15 protein-coding genes and 2 tRNA genes are annotated in these 17,633 nt (G+C 68.2%); 14 read left to right on the top strand and 3 right to left on the bottom strand.

From position 1 onward, the window contains the following. Position 1: 1 nt before the first annotated feature. Positions 2 to 1,204, bottom strand: a complete 1,203-nt coding sequence (locus ACZ52C_RS35435) for an acyltransferase family protein (RefSeq protein WP_469078639.1) — start codon at positions 1,202 to 1,204, stop codon at positions 2 to 4. A gap of 578 nt (positions 1,205 to 1,782) precedes the next feature. Here ACZ52C_RS35435 and ACZ52C_RS35430 point away from each other — a divergent pair. After that, positions 1,783 to 1,977 carry a hypothetical protein gene (locus ACZ52C_RS35430; RefSeq protein WP_033526477.1) on the top strand — a complete coding sequence of 65 codons (195 nt, stop codon included), beginning with the start codon at positions 1,783 to 1,785 and terminating at the stop codon, positions 1,975 to 1,977. 131 nt (positions 1,978 to 2,108) lie between these two features. Here ACZ52C_RS35430 and ACZ52C_RS35425 read toward each other — a convergent pair. Beyond that, positions 2,109 to 2,182, bottom strand: a tRNA-Gly gene (locus ACZ52C_RS35425). Positions 2,183 to 2,371: 189 nt separating this feature from the next. Here ACZ52C_RS35425 and ACZ52C_RS35420 point away from each other — a divergent pair. The 6 genes from ACZ52C_RS35420 (at position 2,372) to ACZ52C_RS35395 (ending at position 7,770) form a co-directional block, all read left to right on the top strand. Beyond that, a tRNA-Pro gene (locus ACZ52C_RS35420) sits at positions 2,372 to 2,448 on the top strand. Positions 2,449 to 2,644: 196 nt separating this feature from the next. Further along, positions 2,645 to 4,039 carry a trigger factor gene (gene tig / locus ACZ52C_RS35415; protein ID WP_469078638.1) on the top strand — a complete coding sequence of 465 codons (1,395 nt, stop codon included), beginning with the start codon at positions 2,645 to 2,647 and terminating at the stop codon, positions 4,037 to 4,039. A 411-nt stretch (positions 4,040 to 4,450) separates the two neighbouring features. Then, the gene (locus ACZ52C_RS35410; RefSeq protein WP_086762708.1) at positions 4,451 to 5,065 is read left to right on the top strand and encodes an ATP-dependent Clp protease proteolytic subunit; all 615 of its coding nucleotides are present in this window, start codon (positions 4,451 to 4,453) and stop codon (positions 5,063 to 5,065) included. 79 nt (positions 5,066 to 5,144) lie between these two features. Next, complete coding sequence (locus ACZ52C_RS35405; RefSeq protein WP_086799069.1) at positions 5,145 to 5,825, top strand: ATP-dependent Clp protease proteolytic subunit; 681 nt, start codon at positions 5,145 to 5,147, stop codon at positions 5,823 to 5,825. Between the two features lie 203 nt (positions 5,826 to 6,028). Further along, the gene (gene clpX, locus ACZ52C_RS35400) at positions 6,029 to 7,315 is read left to right on the top strand and encodes an ATP-dependent Clp protease ATP-binding subunit ClpX (protein WP_239754284.1); all 1,287 of its coding nucleotides are present in this window, start codon (positions 6,029 to 6,031) and stop codon (positions 7,313 to 7,315) included. A gap of 191 nt (positions 7,316 to 7,506) precedes the next feature. Then, the gene (locus tag ACZ52C_RS35395) at positions 7,507 to 7,770 is read left to right on the top strand and encodes a hypothetical protein (RefSeq protein WP_469078637.1); all 264 of its coding nucleotides are present in this window, start codon (positions 7,507 to 7,509) and stop codon (positions 7,768 to 7,770) included. Positions 7,771 to 7,876: 106 nt separating this feature from the next. Here the strand turns inward: ACZ52C_RS35395 and ACZ52C_RS35390 are convergent, their stop codons facing one another. After that, entirely contained in the window at positions 7,877 to 8,827 is a 951-nt protein-coding gene (locus ACZ52C_RS35390; protein ID WP_469078636.1) for a hypothetical protein, read from the bottom strand. Between the two features lie 137 nt (positions 8,828 to 8,964). Between ACZ52C_RS35390 and ACZ52C_RS35385 the strand changes: the two genes are divergently transcribed. The 7 genes from ACZ52C_RS35385 (at position 8,965) to mreD (ending at position 17,508) form a co-directional block, all read left to right on the top strand. Then, a complete protein-coding gene (locus tag ACZ52C_RS35385) occupies positions 8,965 to 11,595 on the top strand; it encodes a valine--tRNA ligase (protein ID WP_469078635.1) in 2,631 nt (876 codons plus the stop codon). Positions 11,596 to 11,883: 288 nt separating this feature from the next. Beyond that, complete coding sequence (gene folC / locus ACZ52C_RS35380) at positions 11,884 to 13,392, top strand: bifunctional tetrahydrofolate synthase/dihydrofolate synthase (protein WP_469078634.1); 1,509 nt, start codon at positions 11,884 to 11,886, stop codon at positions 13,390 to 13,392. A gap of 10 nt (positions 13,393 to 13,402) precedes the next feature. Continuing rightward, positions 13,403 to 13,756: a DUF4233 domain-containing protein gene (locus tag ACZ52C_RS35375; RefSeq protein WP_469078633.1), complete on the top strand. Its 354-nt coding sequence runs from the start codon at positions 13,403 to 13,405 to the stop codon at positions 13,754 to 13,756. A 75-nt stretch (positions 13,757 to 13,831) separates the two neighbouring features. After that, entirely contained in the window at positions 13,832 to 14,245 is a 414-nt protein-coding gene (gene ndk / locus ACZ52C_RS35370) for a nucleoside-diphosphate kinase (protein ID WP_045557536.1), read from the top strand. Between the two features lie 415 nt (positions 14,246 to 14,660). Beyond that, complete coding sequence (locus ACZ52C_RS35365) at positions 14,661 to 15,680, top strand: rod shape-determining protein (protein ID WP_005479350.1); 1,020 nt, start codon at positions 14,661 to 14,663, stop codon at positions 15,678 to 15,680. A gap of 174 nt (positions 15,681 to 15,854) precedes the next feature. Next, on the top strand, positions 15,855 to 16,808 hold the full coding sequence (mreC, locus tag ACZ52C_RS35360) for a rod shape-determining protein MreC (protein WP_469078632.1): 954 nt from the start codon (positions 15,855 to 15,857) through the stop codon (positions 16,806 to 16,808). 28 nt (positions 16,809 to 16,836) lie between these two features. Next, positions 16,837 to 17,508 carry a rod shape-determining protein MreD gene (gene mreD / locus ACZ52C_RS35355; RefSeq protein ID WP_469078631.1) on the top strand — a complete coding sequence of 224 codons (672 nt, stop codon included), beginning with the start codon at positions 16,837 to 16,839 and terminating at the stop codon, positions 17,506 to 17,508. Positions 17,509 to 17,633: the final 125 nt, after the last annotated feature.

Raw genomic sequence — 17,633 nt, 5'->3', positions numbered from 1 at the left:
GCTAGCCCTTGGCGCCGATCTTCCCGCGCTCCCGGGCCAGTTCGGCGGCATCCCGCTTGAACGCCCACTCCATCTTGGGCTCCATGGCGAACCGGAACATCCGCTGCACCGGCGGGGTGCACAACACGGTGATGACGGCCGCCGCGAAGAACGTGACGACGAGCTCGCCGAGCGGCTGGTACACCCACGCGTGGGTGTCGTACCAGTCCCAGAAGCGCGAGCCCTTCGCGAGGAACCCGTGCAACAGGTAGCCGTACAGCGTGCCCGCGCCCAGGACGGTGAACCACATCTTCCGCCGGGGCACCCAGGCGAAGAAGCACGTGGTGAGCACCATGGAGCAGCCGAAGAGCGCGAAGGTCATGACGACCCCGGCCCACCACGGCGCACCCAGCTCCTGCGCGCTGTCCCGGTGGTAGAACCACGCCGAGTTCATGTGCGGTCCGACCCAGTAGGCCAGCGCCAGCGCCGCGGCCGCCACCGGCACGGACAGCATCCGCACCTCACGACGTCGCATGAACTGGAAGTGCGCGGGCTTCATGAAGAGGCCGACGACGAAGAACGGCAGGAACTGCAGGACGCGTTGCAGGTCCAGGTCGTCGCCGATGTCGGGCGAGACGGAGGCGAGCGCCGCGATGCCGAGCGCCACCGGGATCGGCCAGCGCACCACCTTCCACAGCGGGGTCGTCAGCCGCCACACGAACAGCGCGATCAGGAACCAGGTGAGGTACCACGGGTCGAGCAGGCTGATCGGGTGCGAGGGATCGTCGTTGCCGTACCGCTTGAAGAAGGAGTACGCGATCTCGAAGAGCACGTACGGCACGGCGATACCGGTGATCAGCCGGTGGAGCCGGTCGGCGCGCATGTCGAAACTGCGCGAGAAGTAGCCGGAGATGATGATGAACGCCGGCATGTGGAACGTGTACACGAACATGTACAGCGCCTCGGCGGCACGGCTGTGGTCGGTCAGCGGCTCCCACGCGTGCCCCATCGCGACGAGCACGATGGCGAGGTACTTGGCGTTGTCGAAGAACGCGTCACGTTGTTTGGCCGGTCTGGCCTCCGGGGAGGCGCCACCCGGCGTCGGGTTCGGGGACGAGGACTTCAGCGAGCGCGGACTCGGCACTCCGTCGGCCGGCGACTGTGGTGACTGTGCCGGCGGGAGCGGCGCCCTGGACCGGTCGTGCGGTCGCAGCGAGTTCGTCACAGACCCTCCCGCCGGGGACTCCGGGGGACGGCCCGAGCACTCGCTGCGCAAGCGGGGGACGAGGCAGCGGTGAACATCTGAGGCACCCTAGCGTTGTCTGTGCGATTTCGTAAAACCACCGACGTGAATCCTGTATTGAGGGGTACGTGTCACTCACGGATACCCAGGATTCAGTGAAGTGTGCCTAGGCAGAACATCACCGTCCGTACACCTCAAGGCGCATGGCATGCGCCGATCTGTCCGTATTCATACCGACTAAATGGTGCATAACGCGCGCAGGCGATTCAGGTGAAATGTCCGGTTAATTACTGTACTGGGCAGGCCTGTTGGTGTGTCTGTGGCAACAATTCGAATTCCCTGCGCTCAGGTTGTGTGTGCACGGAAACGATCACCCCGAATTCACTTCCGAGGCCGACCCGTTGACCGGGGGAGGGGGTGACGCGGGTGCGGTGCCGTGACCGACGTTGCCTCAGCCCCTGCATATGACGGCCTGGTTGGTGGCACGATGGTCCTGGCGGGGTGCGCGTGGGGTCGGCGCCCCGGGCCGGGAGTGCGGACCGACCGAGGGTGTGATCTGTGTGGCCATTTCGCTGTCAGTGGTCCTCTTGCTGGGGATCATCCTGGTGGTTCTGATGCGAGGAGGGACGATCAAGGCCGGCCCGGCCGTCGTCGCCATCCTCTTCGGCTTCTTCCTCGCCTCGACGGGCATGGCCGACGACATCCAACGCTTCCTGAACTCGATAGCGGACACGATCAACTCGATCCAGTTCTAGCGACCGCCCGACCACGCACGGTGATCCGGCGAACGGCCCACCACCACGAACCGGGGCGACACCACCGAGAAGCAACGAAAAAACCTCCGGCCCGATCCGAGGATCTCCCTCGAAACCGGGCCGGAGGCCGTTGGAGCGGGCGACGGGAATCGAACCCGCGTAGCTAGTTTGGAAGACTAGGGCTCTACCATTGAGCTACGCCCGCACAGCGCGCGCCGCAGGTCGGAGGACCGCGGCACTGAAGGCATCGTAGCGGGTCGGAGGCCCCGGCCGCACACCCCTTCCGGTCGCGCCCCCCGGGCGGCTCCCGCGCCCGCCGTCGCGCGCGCCCGCGCACTCGGTAAATCCGGCAACCGTATGGCCTGCGGGCATGTACCCTACGTGTCGCACCAGACGGGGTGTGGCGCAGCTTGGTAGCGCGTCCGCTTTGGGAGCGGAAGGCCGTGGGTTCAAATCCCGCCACCCCGACCACCGCGCCGGTACGGCGCGCCCGCCACCGGCTAGATCACCTTTTGGGGCGTGTACCGCCTGCGGTTACTATGCAAGCTGCGCGCCCGTGTGTCTGCACTCTCACGTCTCTCAAGGGCCGCTAATCCTCTGAAGCCCCGCCGCACCGGCGGGGTCATCGGCAGAACCCCAAGAAGTCAGCCCCCAAGGAGACCGAACCGTGAAGAGCGCCGTGGAGACCCTGAACCCGACCCGGGTTCGGCTCAGCATCGAGGTGCCCTTCGAGGAGCTCAAGGACAGCCTCGACGCGGCGTACAAGAAGATCAACCAGCAGGTCACGGTGAAGGGCTTCCGCAAGGGCAAGATCCCGGCCCGCGTCATCGACCAGCGGTTCGGCCGCGGTGCGGTCCTGGAGGAGGCGGTCAACGACGCGCTCCCGAAGTTCTACACCGATGCGGTCAACGAGGCCGAGCTCAACGTGCTGGGCCAGCCCGAGGTCGACATCACGGAGCTGAAGGACGGCGAGACGCTGAACTTCACCGCCGAGGTCGACGTCCGCCCGACCATCGAGATCCCGGACTACTCCGGCATCGAGGTCGAGGTCGACGCCGTCGAGGTCACCGAGGAGGACGTCGAGAAGGCGGTCGAGCAGCTCCGCGAGCGCTTCGCCTCCACCTCCCCGGTCGAGCGTGCCGCCGAGGACGGCGACGTCGTGACGCTCGACCTGGAGGCCAAGGTCGACGGCGAGGTCCTGGAGGACGGCGTCGCCGAGGGTGTCTCGTACACCATCGGCTCCGGCGAGCTGCTGGACGGCATCGACGACGCCGTGAAGGGCCTGGAGGCCGGTGGCGAGACCACCTTCACCTCCGAGCTCAAGGGCGGCTCGGCGGCCGGCAAGGAGGCCGAGGTCACCGTCAAGGTGTCCCAGGTCGCCTCCCGTGAACTCCCGGCCCTGGACGACGAGTTCGCCCAGCTCGCCTCCGAGTTCGACACCCTCGAGGAGCTGCGCGCCGACAGCCGCAAGCGCCTGGAGAACATGAAGCAGTACGACCAGGCCACGCAGGCCCAGGAGCGCGTCCTGGAGAAGCTGCTGGAGCTCGTCGAGGTGCCCGTCCCCGAGAAGCTGCTCGAGGACGAGATCAACACCCGCAAGCACAACCTGGAGCACCACCAGCTCGGCCAGATGGGCCTCGACCTCGAGAAGTACCTCGAGATCCAGGGCAAGACGGTCGAGGAGTTCGACGCCGAGACCAAGGAAGCGGCCGTCAAGGGCATCAAGACCCAGTTCGTCCTCGACGAGCTGGTCTCCAAGGAGAAGCTGAACGTCAACCAGGAGGAGCTCACCGAGCACCTCATGCGCCGCGCGGCCTCCTCCGGCATGTCCCCGGACCAGTTCGCCCAGGCCGTCGTCCAGAACAACCAGGTCCAGCTCCTGGTCGGCGAGGTCGCCCGCGGCAAGGCCCTGGCCCTGGTCGTCGAGTCCTCCACGGTCAAGGACACCAACGGCGAGATCGTCGACCTGGACGACGACGAGGAGGAGACCGAGGGCTCCGCCGAGGCCACCGAGGAGGCCCCGGCCGCGGAGGGCTCCGCCGAGGAGAAGAACGAGGCCTGATCACTACCGGTAGTCGGTGGATGGCTTTCGACGGGCCCCTGGATCACTTGTGACCCAGGGGCCCGTCGGCCTACCCAAGGGGCGCGGGGAACTGCGCGACCAGCCCACAACAAGCCGCACCCGCCGATCCACAGCCCGTGGCAGACGCGCGTGCGGCTTTGGTGGGGGTCGGCCGCGCAGTTCCCCGCGCCCCTGGCCGGGCCGGGGGCCACAACGCACCCGCTCAACCCAGCGGAGCACATGCGCTGACAGCGAACAGTTCCCTCTGCGGGATTCACCGGCGGAGCCACCGCGTTAGGGTCCATGAATACGAGGGCGGAGCCGTCGGCGAACGGCTCGGCCCCCGGAAGGGAAACGTGAAGACGGCCCGGCGCCGTCGTAAGACGAGCAGGTGGATACGTGACGAATCTGATGCCCTCCGCCGCCGGCGAGCCTTCCATCGGCGGTGGCCTCGGCGACCAGGTCTACAACCGGCTGCTCAACGAGCGGATCATCTTTCTCGGCCAGCCGGTCGACGACGACATTGCCAACAAGATCACGGCACAGCTCTTGCTCCTTGCCGCAGACCCCGACAAGGACATCTACCTCTACATCAACAGCCCCGGCGGCTCGATCACGGCCGGTATGGCGATCTACGACACGATGCAGTTCATCAAGAACGACGTGGTGACCATTGCCATGGGTCTCGCGGCCTCGATGGGGCAGTTCCTGCTCAGCGCGGGCACCCCGGGCAAGCGCTTCGCGCTGCCGAACGCCGAGATCCTGATCCACCAGCCCTCCGCGGGCCTGGCGGGCTCCGCCTCGGACATCAAGATCCACGCCGAGCGGCTGCTGCACACCAAGAAGCGCATGGCGGAGCTCACCTCCCAGCACACGGGGCAGACCGTCGAGCAGGTGACGCGCGACTCGGACCGCGACCGTTGGTTCGACGCCTTCGAGGCCAAGGAGTACGGCCTCATCGACGACGTGATCCCCACGGCCGCCGGTATGCCGGGCGGCGGCGGCACCGGGGCCGGGCAGGAGTGACGGCACCCGCCGCCACCCACACCCCCGCAAAGCCCCCAGCCGACCGCCACAGCCCCTCTCAGGCTTCCAGGAGACACAAGTGAACGACTTCCCCGGCAGCGGCCTCCACGCCGGCGCACGCTCCCAGTACTCGGGCCCGACCGCCGAGTCCCGTTACGTCATCCCGCGCTTCGTCGAGCGCACCTCGCAGGGCATCCGCGAGTACGACCCGTACGCGAAGCTCTTCGAGGAGCGGGTGATCTTCCTCGGCGTGCAGATCGACGACGCCTCCGCCAACGACGTCATGGCGCAGCTGCTGTGCCTGGAGTCGATGGACCCCGACCGGGACATCTCGGTCTACATCAACAGCCCCGGCGGCTCCTTCACGGCGCTCACCGCGATCTACGACACGATGCAGTTCGTGAAGCCCGACATCCAGACGGTCTGCATGGGCCAGGCGGCCTCCGCCGCCGCGATCCTGCTGGCCGCCGGTACGCCGGGCAAGCGCATGGCGCTGCCGAACGCCCGCGTCCTGATCCACCAGCCGTACAGCGAGACGGGCCGCGGTCAGGTCTCCGACCTGGAGATCGCCGCCAACGAGATCCTCCGGATGCGTGGTCAGCTGGAGGACATGCTGGCCAAGCACTCCACCACGCCGATCGAGAAGATCCGCGAGGACATCGAGCGCGACAAGATCCTCACGGCCGAGGACGCGCTGTCGTACGGCCTGATCGACCAGATCATCTCCACGCGGAAGATGAACAACGACAGCGTCCGCTGACGGCGGAAAGGCTGTAATGTCTGCCGCCCCTTGGCATGGTTGGCACCGTTTGACCCAGTGCACGACAAGGTGCACGTCAAAGCGAACCGTGCCAAGGGGGGCCCGAACGGGGGGCCCGGCAAGGTACCGTCGACATAAGGCAGCACCAGGAGCCGCTGGATTTCAATCGTCCAGTCGTCTCCCAGGCGAAGGGGAAGCACACCGTGGCACGCATCGGTGACGGCGGCGATCTGCTCAAGTGCTCGTTCTGCGGCAAGAGCCAGAAGCAGGTCAAGAAGCTCATCGCAGGGCCCGGTGTGTACATCTGCGACGAGTGCATCGACCTCTGCAACGAGATCATCGAGGAAGAGCTTGCGGAGACCAGCGAGGTCCGCTGGGAGGAACTCCCGAAGCCCCGCGAGATCTACGAGTTCCTCGAGGGGTACGTCGTCGGCCAGGAGGCGGCCAAGAAGGCGCTCTCCGTAGCCGTCTACAACCACTACAAGCGCGTCCAGGCCGGTGAGAACGGCGGCGGTCAAAGCCGCGAGGACGCCATCGAGTTGGCGAAGTCCAACATCCTGCTGCTGGGCCCCACGGGCTCCGGCAAGACCCTCCTCGCGCAGACCCTCGCGCGCATGCTGAACGTCCCGTTCGCGATCGCGGACGCGACCGCGCTGACGGAGGCGGGGTACGTCGGCGAGGACGTCGAGAACATCCTGCTGAAGCTCATCCAGGCCGCCGACTACGACGTCAAGAAGGCCGAGACCGGGATCATCTACATCGACGAGATCGACAAGGTGGCCCGAAAGAGCGAAAACCCGTCGATCACACGTGATGTGTCGGGTGAGGGCGTGCAGCAGGCCCTCCTCAAGATCCTCGAAGGCACTACGGCCTCGGTGCCGCCGCAGGGCGGCCGCAAGCACCCGCACCAGGAGTTCATCCAGATCGACACGACGAACGTCCTGTTCATCGTGGGCGGCGCCTTCTCGGGCCTGGAGAAGATCATCGAGTCCCGGGCCGGCGCCAAGGGCATCGGCTTCGGCGCCACGATCCGCTCGAAGCGCGAACTCGAATCGAAGGACCAGTTCGAGGACGTCATGCCGGAGGACCTGGTCAAGTTCGGCATGATCCCGGAGTTCATCGGCCGTCTCCCGGTCATCACCTCGGTCCACAACCTGGACCGCGAGGCCCTGCTCCAGATCCTCGTCGAGCCCCGCAACGCGCTGGTGAAGCAGTACCAGCGCCTCTTCGAACTCGACGGCGTGGAGCTGGACTTCGAGCGCGAGGCCCTCGAAGCCATCGCCGACCAGGCCATCCTCCGCCAGACCGGCGCCCGCGGCCTGCGCGCCATCATGGAGGAAGTCCTGATGTCCGTGATGTACGAGGTCCCGTCCCGCAAGGACGTGGCCCGAGTCGTCATCACGGCGGACGTCGTCCACTCCAACGTCAACCCCACCCTGATCCCGCGGGACGCCCGTGGGCGGGGGCCGGGGGAGCAGAAGACGGCGTAACTCGCTGGCAACAGGTAGACGGCGAAGGGTCCCGGTCGACCGACCGGGACCCTTTAGCGTGTCTGGGAGGCTTTCCGTCCCCGGAGACAGTAAGCGCAAGGATCAAGCCGCTCTGGATCGGGGCGGTTGTGTCAGGGGCATGCCGCTTGATCAGATGGCTGCGACCGAGATCGTAGTTCTTTGGGGGAGCGATGAAGCGCTTCATTGCAGTTGCCGGCTTGCTGCTGTCTTTGGGGGTGGTTCCGGTTGCTACGGCCACGCCCGCGCAGGCGGACATCATCGACTGCGTCAGGTATCTCGAAGGCAAGGGGTACGTCGTGGGGCCAGGGGTCAGGTCGGCGTGCAGCCATGACGCCTGGGGCACCGAGGGCTTCTGTCAGGCCAAGCTGGCAGCGCTGGGGATCAGTAACACGAACCACATCGTGGCGGCGTGCAACAGGGCGACCTGGGAGTGAGCGCCGTGGAATACGCGGCAGCGCTCGACGCGCGCGAGATCTGACGAACGGGGCTGTCGCCAGCGAACTATGCGACAGCCCCGTTGAAGTTGTGAGGTGGATGGCCTCAGATCTTGACGCGCACGTCCTTGCGGAAGTTGGCCGCCTTGTCGGCAGCGCCGCTCAGGTCCGCGCCCTTTCCTGCCATCGCGGACGCCATGTCGGCGTAGATCACCACGCCGATCGTGCTGTGGTCGCCCCAGATGCAGATCGGCACGCTCATCTTGCTGGGGCCGCCCGTCGAGGAGTCGCCCTCGAACTTGGTCTCCTGGCACTTGAGGACGGCGCCGTCCAAGGCGCTCGGCGTGAACGTCTCGGGGCTGCCCACGAGTTCACCCGTGTCCGAGGAGTCCTTGCTCGCCTCCTTCTTCATGTCGGCGAACATGGCGTCGACGACCGACTCGGGGTCGTCGATCTCGCCGTAGACGCCCATGAAGTTGATCATCTGCGCCGAGAGCGGGTTGCTCTCGTCTCCGGCCTGGTACCCGGCGCTCACGTCCTTGGCGTTCTTCACGCCGTGGTCTTCGGCTTCCTTGATGTCGTCCTCACTGAAGCCACCACTGTCGGCGCTGCTGGACTTCTTGAACTCGTCGTTGAGTACCGACGCCGGCGTCGTCAGCTTGTGCGGCCCGTCGTCCGCGATGTCCGCGCCGCCACCGCCGCCGAGGACGAAGTACGCGCCCACCGCGACCGCCGCCACCACGGCGACCGCGCCCAGGATGATGCCGACCTTCTTGCCGCCGCTCCCGGAGGGCACCGGCGGCTGCGGCACCGTCGGGTAGGGCTGCTGGCCGTACGGGGCCTGCTGCTGGCCGTAGGGCGGGGTCTGGGGCGGAACGCCCTGGGGAGCCTGCTGGGGGTACCCGTAACCCGGCTGCTGCGGGGGCGCCTGCTGCGGGTAGCCGTAGCCGGGCTGGGGGGCGGCCTGCGGCTGCTGCTGGCCGTAGGGGCCCGGCTGACCGTACGGTCCGGGCTGCTGGGGCTGCCCGCCGTACGGGCCCGGCTGGTTGTGACTCATGTTCTGGGTTCCCCTCCAGATGCTTATGTGTTCCTGACATCCTGGCGCAAACACGATGGGGCCCACGCACCGGGGGGCACACCGTTACGGAAGAATCCGGTTTCGGGACCACCCCGTGACACCCCTAAACTGAGCGGGTGACCGAGAACGCTCAGCAGCAGCCTTCAGCGCCCGCCACCGATCTGCCGACCCAGTACACGCCGGCCGATGTAGAGGGGACGCTGTACGAGCGCTGGGTAGAGCGTGGTTACTTCGCGGCCGACGCCAAGAGCGACAAGCCCGCGTACACCATCGTCATCCCCCCGCCGAACGTCACCGGCAGCCTGCACCTCGGGCACGCCTTCCAGCACACCCTCATGGACGCCCTGACCAGGCGCAAGCGCATGCAGGGGTACGAGTCGCTCTGGCTCCCCGGCATGGACCACGCCGGCATCGCCACCCAGAACAAGGTCGAGCAGCAGCTCGCCGAAGAGGGCAAGTCCCGCCACGACTTGGGGCGCGAGGAGTTCGTCGAGCGCGTCTGGCGGTGGAAGGAGGAGTACGGCGGCAAGATCCTCGGCCAGATGCGCCGCCTCGGCGACGGAGTCGACTGGGACCGTGAGCGGTTCACGATGGACGAAGGCCTGTCCAAGGCCGTCCAGACCATCTTCAAGCGGCTCTACGACGACGAGTTGATCTATCGCGCCGAGCGCATCATCAACTGGTGCCCGCGCTGTCTGACGGCCATCTCCGACATCGAGGTCGAGCACCAGGAGGACGCCGGCGAGCTGGTCTCCATCCGGTACGGCGAGGGCGAGGACAGCCTCGTCGTCGCCACCACGCGTGCGGAGACGATGCTCGGTGACACCGCCGTCGCCGTCCACCCGGACGACGAGCGCTACCAGCACCTCATCGGCAAGCTGATCAAGCTGCCGCTCACCGACCGCTCCATCCCGGTCGTCGCCGACACCCACGTCGACCCGGAGTTCGGCACCGGCGCGGTCAAGGTCACGCCGGCCCACGACCCGAACGACTTCGCGATCGGCCAGCGCCACGACCTGCCGTCCATGACGATCATGGACGAGCACGGCGTCATCACCGTCCACGGCCCCTTCCTCGGCCAGGACCGCTTCGAGGCCCGTTCCGCCGTCGTCGGCGCGCTGCGCTCGCAGGGCCGGATCGTCGCCGAGAAGCGTCCGTACGTCCACTCCGTCGGCCACTGCTCGCGCTGCAAGACCACGGTCGAGCCGCGCCTGTCCATGCAGTGGTGGGTCAAGGTCGGCCCCCTGGCCAAGGCGGCCGGTGACGCCGTCCGTGACGGCCGGGTCAAGATCCACCCCGAGGACATGTCGAAGCGCTACTTCGACTGGGTCGACAACATGTACGACTGGTGCATCTCGCGCCAACTCTGGTGGGGCCACCGCATCCCCGTCTGGTACGGCCCGGACGGCGAGACCGTCTGCGTCGGCCCCGACGAGCAGCCGCCCGGCACCGAGGCCGAGGGCTGGACCCAGGACACCGACGTCCTGGACACCTGGTTCTCCTCCGGCCTGTGGCCGTTCTCCACGCTCGGCTGGCCCGAACAGACCGAGGACCTGCGGAAGTTCTACTCCACCGACGTCCTGCTCACCGGCCACGACATCATCTTCTTCTGGGTCGCCCGGATGATGATGTTCGGCCTCTACGCCATGGACGGCGAGGTCCCCTTCAAGACCATCGCGCTGACCGGCCTGGTCCGCGACGAGCGCGGCAAGAAGATGTCGAAGTCCTTCGGCAACGTCGTCGACCCGCTCGACTGGATGGACAAGTACGGCTCCGACGCGCTCCGCTTCACCCTCGCGCGTGGTGCCAACCCGGGCACCGACGTCCCGATCGGCGAGGACTGGGTCCAGGCCTCCCGCAACTTCGCCAACAAGATCTGGAACGCGACCCGCTTCGCGCTGATGAACGGCGCGACGGTCGAGGGCGCCCTGCCGGAGGCTTCGAAGCTCTCGGCGACCGATCGCTGGATCCTGGCCCGGCTCAACGAGACGGTCGAGCAGGTCGACACCTACTACGAGGACTTCCAGTTCGCGAAGCTCAGCGAGGCGCTGTACCACTTCGCGTGGGACGAGGTCTTCGACTGGTACGTCGAGCTGTCCAAGACCACGTTCATGGCGGGCGGCGAGCCGGCCGAGGTCAGCAAGCGCGTCCTCGGCGAGGTCCTGGACGTCACTCTGCGCCTCCTCCACCCGGTCATCCCGTTCGTCACGGACACCCTGTGGACGACGCTGACCGGCGGTGAGTCCCTCGTCGTCGCCGACTGGCCGAAGGACAGTGGCTTCCGCGACGACGCCGCCGAGCGCGAGATCGAGCTGGTCCAGCAGGTCGTCACCGAGGTCCGCCGGTTCCGCGCCGACCAGGGCCTCCAGCCCGGCCAGCGCGTCCCGGCCCGGCTGACTCTCGACGGTACGGCGCTGGCCCCGCACGAGGCCGCGATCCGCCAGCTGCTGCGCCTCCAGCCGGAGGGCGAGGGCTTCGCGGCCACCGCGACCCTGCCGGTGGCCGGGGCCGAGGTCGCCCTCGACCTCTCCGGCGTCATCGACGTCGCCGCCGAGCGCAAGCGTCTCGCGAAGGACCTCGCGGCGGCGGAGAAGGAGAAGGCCCAGGCCACGGCCAAGCTCGGCAACGAGGCGTTCCTCGCGAAGGCGCCGGACCAGGTCGTCGACAAGATCCGGGGCCGCCTCGCCAAGGCGGACGAGGACATCGCCCGTATCGCCGCCCAGCTGGAGCGGCTGCCGCAGGCGTAGCGGTTCGTAGGTGGGCGGAGGCCCCCGGTGCTCTGAGGCACCGGGGGCCTCGGCACAGCCGGGGGACCGCGCAACTCGGCGCTCACGAGGCGCCGCCTGCGCCCACCCGTGCCGCCCCAGCGGCACGACTGCCCGCGGTCGTGGAGGGCGACTGGAGGCTGCCGGTCACCACAGGGGCGCGGGGAACTGCGCGAACAACCCCTGCGCACCCGCAGTCGCCACCCGACCCGTGCCCCCGAGCTGTGAGGCGCCCCCGGCCCCGCGGAGTCCGACTCGTAGACTGACCCCGTGAGCGAACGCAGTGACACGCAGCCCGACCCGAGCGACCCGTTCGAGGAGATCATCGCCGCGGAGACCGACCGGGATCCGGACCTCGCGGTGATCGAGGCAGGCAGCCGTACCCTGCGAGCCCAGGGCGGCGCACCGCAGGCCGACGTACCGGCCAGGCCCACCGACCCGGCCGTCGACAAGGCCCTGCGCGAGGTCGAGATCGACCTCGCGACCCGCTGGGGCGAGACCAAGCTGGAGCCCTCGGTCACCAGGATCGCCGCGCTGATGGACGTCCTCGGCGAGCCGCAGCGCTCGTACCCCTCCATCCACATCACCGGCACCAACGGCAAGACCTCCACCGCCCGCATGATCGAGGCCCTCCTCGGCGCCTTCGAGCTGCGCACCGGCCGGTACACCTCTCCGCACGTCCAGTCGATCACCGAGCGCATCAGCCTCGACGGCGCCCCCATCTCCGCCGAGCGGTTCGTCGAGACGTACGAGGACATCAAGCCGTACATCGAGATGGTGGACGCGGCCCAGGAGTACCGGCTCTCCTTCTTCGAGGTGCTCACCGGGATGGCGTACGCGGCCTTCGCCGACGCGCCCGTGGACGTGGCGGTCGTCGAGGTCGGCATGGGCGGCACCTGGGACGCCACCAACGTGATCGACGGCGACGTCGCCGTCGTCACGCCCATCGACCTCGACCACATCGACCGGCTGGGGACGACGCCCGCCGAGATCGCCGTCGAGAAGGGCGGGATCGTCAAGCAGGACGCGACCGTGATCCTGGCGCAGCAGCCGGTGGACGCGGCGCAGGTACTGCTGAAGAAGGCCGTGGAGGTCGACGCGACCGTGGCCCGCGAGGGCCTGGAGTTCGGTGTCGTCGCACGGCAGGTCGCCGTCGGCGGACAGATGCTCACCCTGCGCGGCCTGGGCGGCGAGTACCCCGAGGTCTACCTCCCCCTGCACGGCCCGTACCAGGCGCACAACGCGGCCGTCGCGCTCGCCGCCGTGGAGGCGTTCTTCGGCGTCGGCTCGCAGCGGCCCGAGCCGCTCGACATCGACACGGTCCGCAAGGCCTTCGCGGCCGTCTCCTCGCCGGGCCGGCTGGAGGTCGTACGGCGGTCCCCGACCGTCGTGCTGGACGCCGCGCACAATCCGGCGGGCGCCCGGGCCACGGCCGAGGCCGTCGGTGAGGCGTTCGACTTCAGCCGGCTGATCGGTGTGGTCGGGGCGAGCGGCGACAAGAACGTACGGGGGCTGCTGGAGGCCTTCGAGCCGATCTTCGCCGAGGTCGTGATCACCCAGAACTCCAGCCACCGGGCGATGGACGCCGACGAGCTGGCCGGTATCGCGGTGGAGGTGTTCGGGGAGGAGCGGGTGCAGGTCGAGCCCCGGCTGCCCGACGCCCTGGAGGCGGCGATCACGCTCGCCGAGGAGGAGGGCGAGTTCGCGGGCGGTGGCGTCCTCGTCACGGGTTCCGTCATCACCGTCGGCGAGGCCCGGCTGCTGCTGGGGAAGGGCTGAGTTCCACGACATGCGTACTCTCTGTGCTTCGACGCTGATCGGCGAGTTCTTCGTGATCGGCTTCGCCGGGCTGGTCGCCATGAAGGACCCGGATCTGACCATGACCACGGTCTGGACGGTCAGCGGGATCGCCATGTTCCTCTGCGTCCTGCTGTGCGGTCTGGTCACCCGGCCCGGCGGGATCCAGCTCGGCTGGGCGCTCCAGATCGCGCTGATCCTCTCCGGTTTCTTCGTCCCCACGATGTTCTTCCTGGGCGCGGTCTTCGCCGCCCTGTGGTGGGCCTCGATCCACTACGGACGGAAGATCGACGAGGCCAAGGCCCGGTTCGCCGCGCAGGCCTCCACCGGAGCAGGTGCGTCCTGACGCTGCGTAACACCCGGCCGGACCGGCCCTGTAGCCTCTGAGCTCCGCACCCGTGTGAAAAAAGGAGTCACCACAGTGAGCCAGCGCACCCTCGTCCTGCTCAAGCCCGACGCCGTCCGGCGGGGCCTGACCGGCGAGATCATCAGCCGTATCGAGCGGAAGGCCGGCTGGCAGATCACCGCGCTGGAGCTGCGCACCCTGGACCAGGACACGCTGGAGCAGCACTACGGCGAGCACAAGGGCAAGCCGTTCTACGAGCCGCTCGTCGCGTTCATGGCCTCCGGTCCGGTCGTCGCGCTGATCGTCGAGGGTGAGCGTGTCATCGAGGGCGTGCGGGCGCTGGCCGGTCCGACCGACCCGATCGCCGCCGCGCCCGGCTCCATCCGGGGCGACTACGGCGTGATCGTGCGCGAGAACCTGATCCACGCGTCGGACTCCGAGGAGTCGGCCGAGCGCGAGGTCAAGATCTTCTTCCCCGGGCGCGCATAGTAGCGTTCGCGACGGCGGGGGTCGGCGAGTCCGCCCGCCCCCGCCGTCCGAACACGCGTGGAACACCCGGAACAACCTCCGCGACATCCGGGGCACTTCCGGAACACCCGGCCCTCACCCACACGGCCCACACCCCGGCTGACCAGCCAAACCCGCCGAAAATACCGCCGTACAACGGCATATGCGCGGCGATCGGGGGAACGCGCACCCCCGATGGACCGTCTCCACAGGCGGGGCGGCGCATCGCATGCCCACAATGGCGAAGACCCTCGCGCAGTGTTCGTGCGGGCGAGACTACGATGTAAGCCTTCACGTCACAGCACCCACTTCGCCGACCCGGAAAAGCCCTGAAAAGCCCTCAAAAGCCGTCAGTGCTCCGCTTGGGAAGGCCACACGAATCCTGATGGGGAACTCAATGTCGTTCATCGGCCGTGACATGGCTGTCGACCTCGGGACCGCCAACACGCTGGTGTACGTCAGGGGTCGCGGGATCGTACTGAACGAGCCGTCCGTCGTCGCGATCAACACCAACACCGGTGGCATTCTCGCGGTCGGCGCGGAAGCGAAGAAGATGATCGGGCGGACCCCCGGCAACATCGTTGCCGTACGTCCGCTGAAGGACGGCGTCATCGCCGACTTCGAGATCACCGAGCGCATGCTCCGCTACTTCATCCTGAAGATCCACAAGCGGCGGTATCTCGCCCGTCCTCGGGTCGTCGTCTGTGTGCCGTCCGGCATCACCGGTGTCGAGCGTCGCGCCGTCATCGAGGCGTCCTCCCAGGCAGGCGCGCGTCAGGTGCACATCATCGAGGAGCCCATGGCCGCGGCCATCGGCTCCGGCCTGCCGGTCCACGAGGCCACGGGCAACATGGTGGTGGACATCGGCGGCGGCACCACGGAGGTCGCGGTCATCTCCCTCGGCGGCATCGTCACCGCCCAGTCCATCCGCGTCGCGGGCGACGAGTTGGACAATGCGATCATCCAGCACATCAAGAAGGAGTACTCGCTCCTCCTCGGTGAGCGGACGGCCGAACAGATCAAGATCACGATCGGTTCGGCGTACGACCTCGACGCTGACGAGCACACCGAAATTCGCGGCCGGGACCTGGTGTCCGGGCTGCCCAAGACCGTCGTCATCTCCGCCGGGGAAGTGCGGAAGGCGATCGAGGAACCCGTCAACGCCATCGTCGATGCCGTCAAGACGACCCTCGACAAGTGCCCCCCGGAACTCTCCGGCGACATCATGGACCGCGGCATCGTCCTCACCGGCGGCGGCGCCCTGCTGCGCGGTCTCGACGAGCGGCTGCGCCGGGAGACCGGAATGCCGATCCATATCGCCGAGGACCCGCTGGACAGCGTGGCGCTCGGCTCCGGCAAGTGCGTCGAGGAGTTCGAGGCGTTGCAGCAGGTGCTCGACGCCCAGCCCCGCAGATGACGTAACGCTTCGATTCCGCCGTACGGGACGTTCTCCTCTCGTGCGGCGGATCGTTGGTATAGAGACATAAGCTCCCACAAAGCGCCCCTGTCGTTCCCGTATCGGGATTCCCAGGGGCTACCCGAATTCCCCAATTCCTGTCGAATTCCTATGAGGAAGGCACGGCCGCCGCACGTGAGGGACACACGAGAGAGCCGGCTGCTCCTGGTGCTGCTGATCGCCGTCGCGTTCGCGCTGATCACGGTGGACATCCGCGGCGGAGAGGACTCACCGGTCGACGGTGCCCGACGTGCCGCCGCCACCGTCTTCGGCCCGATCGAGGACGGCGTGTCGACCGCCGTCGACCCCATCGGCAACGCCATAAGCGCCGTCCGTGACTCCGGCTCCCGCCATGACCGCCTCGCCGCACTGGAGAAGGAGAACGCCGAACTGAAGGCGGCCCTCGGCAGCGACGACCGCAACGGCAGCCGGGTCGAACAGCTCGACAAGATGCTGAAGACCGCCGCGAACGGCCGGTACGGCATCAAGGGCGCCGAGGTCATCGCCATAGGAGCGGCCCAGGGCTTCTCCTGGACCGTCACCATCGACATCGGCACCGACGACGGCATCACCCGCGACATGACCGTCCTCAACGGCAACGGGCTGGTCGGCCGCGTCACCACCGTCGGACCGAACACCGCGACCGTCCTCCTCGCCAACGACCCCGACTTCACCGTCGGCACCCGTATGGAGGCCACCGACGAACTCGGCTTCGCCTCCGGCCAGGGCGACCGACCGCTGCGCGTCGAACTGCTCAACGGCAAGGCCAAGGTGAAGGAGGGCGACCGACTCGTCACCTTCGGCTCCCAGGCCGACAAGCCGTTCGTCCCGGGCGTCCCGGTCGGTGTCGTCTCCCGCGTCGACCCCTCCGGCGGCGACCTCACCCGCACGGTCTACGTCAAGCCGTTCGTGGCCTTCACCCAGTTGGACATCGTCGGCGTCGTCGTGCAGCCGCCCCGCAAGGACCCGCGCGACACCGTCCTGCCGGCCCGGCCGAAGCCCACCCCCACGCCCACCGTGACGGTCACCGTCACACCCGGCGCGGACGAACCCGGCGAAGGCGCCGACGGACAGCCGCAAGAGCAGTAGACGTAGGACAGTAGGAGCTGACCCCCTGATGCGCTTCAACCGGATGCTGCTCTCCACCACCCTGGTGATCGTCGCCCTGGTGATCCAGGTGAGCGTCCTCGCCAGACTCCATCTGCCGGGCGCCGTACCGGACCTGGTGCTCCTCACCGTGCTCGGCCTCGCCCTGGTCTACGGCCATGTCGGCGGCGCCCTGATCGGCTTCGGCGCCGGGCTGCTCTCCGACCTCGCGCCACCCGCCGACCACGCGGCCGGACGGTACGCCCTGGTCCTCTGCGTCATCGGCTACCTCGCGGGACTGGCCAAGCCCGAGACGGGCCGGCTGAAGTCGGCGACCGGACCGATGGCCGTGGTCGTCGTCGCCGCGCTCGGCTCGACCCTGCTGTACGCCGGTGTCGGCGCACTCGTCGGCGACGACGCGGCCCGCCATGTCGGCCTGCCCAGCCTGCTGTTCACGGCCGCGCTCTACGACCTGCTGCTCGCGCCCTTCGTCGTGCCCGGCGTCATGGCGCTGGCCCGGCGCGCCGAGAACGACCCGCTCGCCGAGACGGGCAGCGCCGCCAAGGCGTCCGACGTCGCCTCCGGCTGGCTCTCCTCCGGCACCGGCCTGCGTATCGGCAGCCAGCGCGGCGGACTGCGCATCAAGGCCGCGCGCTCACGGATGGCCAGGGCGGGCCGCATCAAGGGGGTCAAGCGGCTGTGACGGCACGGCACATGACACCCGGGGCGGACGCGGGAACGGATGTGGGAACCGATCACCGCCGGGCGGTGTACCCCATGTACCAGCACCACACGCACCACTCGTCCACGCTCTGAGAGGGGGAGACA

Source organism: Streptomyces sp. NPDC034049, from assembly GCF_055575575.1.
Note: the sequence above shows the minus strand (reverse complement) of the source record. Positions and strands in the feature narration are given on the sequence as shown.